The 6,795-nt window shown below is 45.7% G+C and carries 2 protein-coding genes; both read right to left on the bottom strand.

What is annotated here, in order from left to right:
- A partial coding sequence (locus BUB54_RS16645) for an IS630 transposase-related protein (RefSeq protein ID WP_073211949.1) occupies positions 1-285 on the bottom strand: 285 nt, incomplete at its 3' end.
- Between the two features lie 614 nt (positions 286-899).
- Positions 900-6,650 (bottom strand): beta strand repeat-containing protein, encoded by a 5,751-nt coding sequence (locus BUB54_RS20045; protein ID WP_139284966.1) that lies wholly within the window; start codon positions 6,648-6,650, stop codon positions 900-902.
- Between the last annotated feature and the right edge of the window lie 145 nt (positions 6,651-6,795).

Below are 6,795 nucleotides of genomic sequence, written 5' to 3'. Positions count from 1 at the left end.
CTTCAATTTCTTCAGGGCCACCCAGATCGCGTTGATGCTCACCCCAAACGCCTCGGCCCGCTCCCTCAGAAGGGCCTCGGGATGTTCGAGAACATGCGCCGCCAGAGCCGCTTTATCGAGCTTACGCCGGCGCTCCTTGGCAGGTCTCGGCGTCAAATCTTCTCTGCAAAGCCAGCGGTGGATGGTCATGCGGCTGACGTCAAAAATCCGCGCAGCCTCGGTGCACCCTCCACCCTGGCGCACGTAATCAACAACACGCTTACGCAAATCAACGCTGTAGCTCATCCGCCGACACCCATTAAAGATGACAGAGTTTAGCGCGTAACGTTGTTAATGGGAATCACTATAGGACGCAGCCGCGGATCCGCTCGGCACGGCGGATAGTCGAAGAACGGAATGACCGCAGTCTAGGCCCGACGCCAGTTCGTGCGATTGCTGGGTTATCGCCGGGTCAGACCGCTTTCCTTGAATGTGGCCAAGGCGGCGCGGCCTCACCAGCGTCCACCGTTGTGTAGATCGCTTTGACTGTAGCGGCGACGGCCTTGCGGTCCTTGTAGCTGGCGAAATTCGTGGAATGGCATGCAAAATGAGCGATTCAGGTTAGAATACGGATCTGGGGGAAGATGGCCTCGGCAAGGGGACGGGAACCCAAAACATCTCCCACTCATTATATTGTTTTCCAGTGAGAAGTGTCGGAGTAGAATGGTCCCCGGCAACGCATGCGCCGAAATGAGGTCGTTCAACTCAATAGTGACCGCAGCCGCGCCCAGAAAAATTATCCCTTAACACACAGCATAATCATACAAACTTCTCGAGTAGGACACTATGGGCTACCCAGTTCTGTAAATAGGCTTCGCTCACAAAATCTGGGGCTACCGAGCAAGGTGGTCACAATATGCTTAAGCATAAGTTATAGTACCACTCATATCGTTAACACTCACATGAGTGGTTCCGACACCCGTTAGGCTGATCAAAGTACCGTCTGTTAACAGTATCTGTGTCCCGCCTCCGCCTAATAAGGAAGAAACTGCTTGTACCGAAGTGCCAACTGTACCTGGAGTATTTAAGCTGATCGTTGAATTACCGCCAAAATCACTGATTAAAAAGGACCCACCTTTGACTACTTCAGCTTGCCCGCCCAACGTAGTGAATGAACTCTGAACGATATAGTCATTCGATGCTCCTGTGACTGTAGAGCCAGTTAACGTAACATCTTCCATATTTCCCAGAAAGAAGACTTGTTTTCCACTCCCTCCAGTTGAAACCAAGCTGCTAACTGCCGTTACCGCCCCAACAACTGGCTCTTGAACTCCGACAACAAAAACATTCATTCCACCGGAACCAAGAAGTGTCTCGGCTCCCTGTCCACCAAATAGATAATTTTGTTGCCCAGATGCCATCAGAGTATCGCCATATCCAGATCCAACAATGGTAGAGCTACCTGTGCCCCCGTTAATGGAATTATATCCAGAATCTCCCCCAACAGCGAACAATCCAGTTGAACCACCAAAGGCAGTTACTGCACCGGGTACAAATTGTACAGATTGATTGCCCGCTATATATGTACTCGAAAAAATAGTAGCCACTTGATTTGAATGATTAATAAAATTAAGTGTTCCGCCGGAACCTTTGAGGAATCGAACTTGGATTGACGAAGAGTCAGATGCTGCTACTGAAACGTTATCAGATGAGGCAATCAGTACACTAGTTGTTGCATTTCCGACAGAACTTACAGATTCTTCACCAGAAACAACATTAAAAGTAATCGTGTCATTTCCGGATGAAATAATGCTCCGATTGACAGAATTGCCACCAACTAAAATGGAATTCTGTCCACCAGAAGCATAAACGCTTCCAGATCCACTAGATACTGAATAAGATAATACACCAGAATGATTTTGAATAAATGAAGTATTATATAAAGTTTTGCTTGCCGAATAAGACACTAGGGAAATCACTTCAATTCCGTTCCCAGATTCGTTTGAATAAGCGATCGTAGGACTGGTAACTGTATAATTTCCGTCAAATACCGTAATTGTATCTTTATTGTTAACAGTTACAACGTTATTTCCGCTGAAATCTACGTATAAATTACCATTCTGGCTTAGATTTTCGGCTACGATGCTTCCCGTTCCGGCAACAACTGTATCTTGTGCGTTACCTGTGGCTTTTATAAGAACCGTGCCAGAACTAGCATTGATTAGATCATGCCCGCCAGAAACAATAGTATTAATACCAGACCCCGCCGAAATTACATTATATGAATTTGCAGCCGTATCAATAATGGCATCACTCGTATTGGTGTTGATTGTTGAATTTCCAGTTCCTAAATTTGCTACTAATTCACCTCGGCTCTTCGGAGACATTGTAATATAAGAATTTCCAGAACCTCCCTGATAAATCAGTTCCCCTAGTCCACCGAGTAAAGTTGACGAACCAGAGCCAGCTGCCACGCTGGTATTAGCAGTGTCGGCCTGCACATACAGACTGCCTGAGCCGCCCGTGACGCTATCCGATCCTGCTGATATGATGGTGTCATTCCCGGTACCGGTCGTAATAACATTGCTTGTATTGAGCTGCGTTTCGATCACGCCGTCATCTGCGCCGCCTAAAATGGTAGAGTTGCCGCTACCAAGGTGAGCAGTGAACATACCACCTGGGGTGCTAGCGCCAACCAAATATGTAGTACCGCTATTTCCGGTATAGTTGAGTGTTCCCGTGCCGGCTAAGATAGTTGAAGAGCCGGTGCCAGCTGTTAGGCTGATATTCCCACTGCTGGCTTGCACATAAAGACTGCCTGAGCCGCCTGCAATGCTGTCGGCCCCCCCGGAAAAAATGCTATCCTGTCCACTTCCAAGCATTATGTTATTATTAGTATTCGCTTGTGTGTGGATATTCGCGATTCCAGAGAGCGCATAAATGGTTGAGTTGCCAGCTCCCATATCTGCTTGAAGAGTGCCACTCTCATTTGGCAATGTCGTAAGTAGGGTTGGACCTGATCCACCAATGAACGTTACATTACCATAACCCGCAACGACAGTACTTGCTCCGCCACCAGCGGTGACATACGCGTTCGAGTATCCAGTTTCTATTAAAGAAGAATCCGAACTGTCTGTGGATGTACCATTAATGGTTTCCTGTCCCGTTCCCCCAACAATAGTGATATCCTCGTGGGCCCCCAAATTCACTAATGTTCGTCCAGAGCCCATTGAAATATACTCGGATCCAGTTCCCGCATTAAGGGTAGAATTTCCCTCTTTCGTGAAAACCGAGCTTACAGTGCTGCCCATATTGACGATATTGTTCTGTCCAGACGTAACAACCATCTCACCACTGAGATTATTTCCATCAGAAATATTATCAGTAAATCCGCTTGCAATTGTTATTGCTGTTTCTGCAGATCCTGTAGATACAGTATTCAGAATAGGAATGTATTTTGTAAGCGTTTGACTATACGAATCTTCGAGACTGATCTTAAGTGCGTCGTCTGTACCGTACAGGCTTGATACGTATGTTAGGCTCGAGAGTTCCTCATTGACATTTTTAATGCTTCCATCAATGATAAATTCCGATTCACCTCCTACGACTGTGCTATATTCGTTTGCAAAAGACGATCCCGAGGTGATAGTTCCAAATACCGATGATATTGTTAGATAGATAAATTGACTATTTGCGTCAGAAATAATCGGTGCGTTCGATCCGGAAATCTCGATAGTACCCGAAGAATCGATCAAGTAAGATGGTGTGGAGATATTTATATTGGGCTGAACACTCGTGGTTGAGGTTCCGCTACGTCCAGAAACAACATTCCCAGATTCAGTATTTGTACCCGTGAAGCCCCAGGATGAAATAGCGTCAGACGACGCAGAGTTTGAACCAATCACCGCGTTATCAACTGTAGTGGGGTCTATACCCTCATTTCCGATTAAGTTCGAGGACGCATTTACGCCCGTTAAAATCAAATTTCCGGAGATATTTCCGTTACTCGTCGTAAGCGTTGTCGGAGTAGTACCATAAGCCGAGGTTAAATTCTGTATTTTTCCAGTATCGCCAACATACAGATTATCAGTAATTGTGGCGCTTTGGACATTAGCGGTATAATAGCCCCCCGTCGAGTTCCCAAGCGAATTGCTTATATTACCTTGCTCAGTAATATTTGTCTCACTCGTGGCGCCATAAGAGTACAAAGGGTCAACCGCCATAGCAGCTGTATTTTGCCCGATACCCGTAATATTATTTCCAATTATAGCATCGTTTATGGTTGTACCCGAGTTGTTTACACCCGGATTCGAAGGGAACGCATTGGTGCTTGCATTTAGTTGTATAGCTCCCGTCGATCCAGAGGGATTGGATGATGAATACTCCCAAATCTGGTTATTCTCAACTAAGAAGTTAGAAGCACCGCTCCACATATCAACGGGTATTGTTGAGCCTAGGATGATGTTCTGCGCTACAACCCCATTGGAGTCGTTAACTAGAGACATTCCCGATACACCACCAATCATAATGTTATTATTAATTGCAAGATTGGTTGCGCCAGTAAACCAAACTCCTCTACCGACGGATCCGTAATTTGTCCCAATCATCGCCTGCCGACCGGACTTCATATCTCCAGTTTCAACTAAGGTCATCCCTCGAATTGAAATATTTGTGTCTACAACGGGCGTTGATGAATCAGCAGACGCGTAATTCGTCGAGAGAAGCGGCAGTTCTGGTTGTACAGTTGTCGATGGAGTAGAAGAAGCATTGTTGGTTGTTGTTATGAGGTTTGATAGTTCTCCTCCTCCAATACCCTGATCAACAACAGTTTGGCTACCGTCAATATTATTAATGATGTGGGTTGCACCGGTCCATTGATTATCGTAGTTCTCAAATAAAGCATTCCCGCTAAATCCGGATAACGCACCGAACGTGGCGGAATTCCCGATTACGCTTGTATCACTTCCCAAATAAACCGTGCTGCTGGCAGCATAGTCTCCTGGATTAAAAATAACTGTTATTGAAGTTCCTGTTGGAACCGAACGCAGCTCCTCATTTAGTATCGAAGATATGTCAGTTGTTGAGTCGTTAGTAAATGTTCCGGGTGAACCAACTTCAATGGTTACACTCCCAATACTAGCTCCCTGTTCAAAATGGATAAGACCACCGTTCAACTCAACAGATGCAAGCGTAGACCCTGCAGTAACATCGAGTGTTCCACCACTATCAACAGTGACATTCGCTGAGTTTGTTAGGGATCCCGAAACTACGCCGTAGTGTCCTGATGCGATAGTTATGTTGCTAGAACCTGATATCTCATCGTAATTTCCGGTAGTTTTATTTATATCAATAATTTCATTGTGGGGAAGTATTGTATTCGGAGAACCAGAAGATTTACTGTTTAGATCTATTAGTATTCCACCTTGTTGTACTGTTGGGTTAGCTAGTGTTCCTCCATTCGATACAATTTCAATGCCTCCGGCTTTTATAACTGTTCCAGACGCATATCCTCCAGATTCGATATTTTGAATGCCACCAAGCCCAATCGTGCTTCCAACAGCTACGCCGCCAGCTTCTACTTGCTCTGAGCCATTAGATAGAATTATCGATCCTGTCGCGGTTCCGGTCGCCATCACTACCTCGCGGCCACCATTTTGAATGGTAGTTGTCGAATTTATTCCATTCTCTGTGATCTCAGAGAGGCCAGCGTTGACTATGAGGTTTGATGAGTATCCGCCAGAGGTAATTTCTGTACCCGTATTTTGGATATAGTCTGAATTTAAAGTGCTACCACTATAACCTATTAATGTTGAGCCCCCAGAAACGGATAGCTTATCAACTGTTCCACCATACAATGCATAGTCGATGAGTTTGCCATTCAGCACCCCAGAATTGAGCGTTGAGCCATAAGAAACGATGACAGGAGCATAACCGTCTCGATATTGGACTCTTACAACACCTTCTGTGATAATGCTTCCTTGGCCAGTGATACTGTTTATTGTTGAGCCTGGTAAAGCTAGAAGAGTTCCACTGGCCGCAACTGAAGCACCATTTAAAGTTCCCCCGTTTTCAATAATTAGCTCACCGCCGGCCTGTACATTTAGATCATTTCCGATGCCGCCCGAATGGATAATAGAGGTACCTGACGTCGATAATGTAGCATTTGTTTCAACTCCACCTGAGTACACATCAGCGATCCCACCATTTCCAATATAGGTGTTTTCCGCAATGCCGCCTGCAGTAATAACCTGCATACCTTGTGAAAATGGCAAGACATTGATCGTTGTTCCCTGTCCAACGCCACCTATAATCGTCGTATTGTTAGATACTCCACCGCTGGCAACTAGTTCAGCACCGCCTGCTTCAATTAAAGAGTTTGTGGCTGTTCCACCGTCTTGAAGATCTAATACGCCTGCATATTGGACGAATGAATTCGATGCGGTACCACTTGCAGTTACAAATACACCATCTCCGGCTCGGATTGTGGTGTTTGAAATGCTTCCTAATGAGCCGACATCAATAATTGGATCGCTTGCATGCTCTGCATCTTCTAGGAGCGATGCAGAGTTCAATTCCGCTCCTCCAGAGACCGACAACGTACCACCCCAGCCGATGACTGGCGAAGTTAACGTCCCGGACACGACCAATGACGTCACGATGGTTTGTGGCACGCAAAATACTCCAAATTTCCATCGGCGGCATTTTGCAACCTACATATGAGATACACTTCAAAGTTATCGGGAAACTTTTAAAATTCAGTTTACGTTTCCCCCGAATGGTTAACGTGATTTTTACGAATGTTAGGGTAGCATCTAC

Source organism: Acidocella aminolytica 101 = DSM 11237, assembly GCF_900129125.1.
Lineage (GTDB): Bacteria > Pseudomonadota > Alphaproteobacteria > Acetobacterales > Acetobacteraceae > Acidocella > Acidocella aminolytica.
This window is presented reverse-complemented; position numbering and strand designations above follow the sequence as displayed.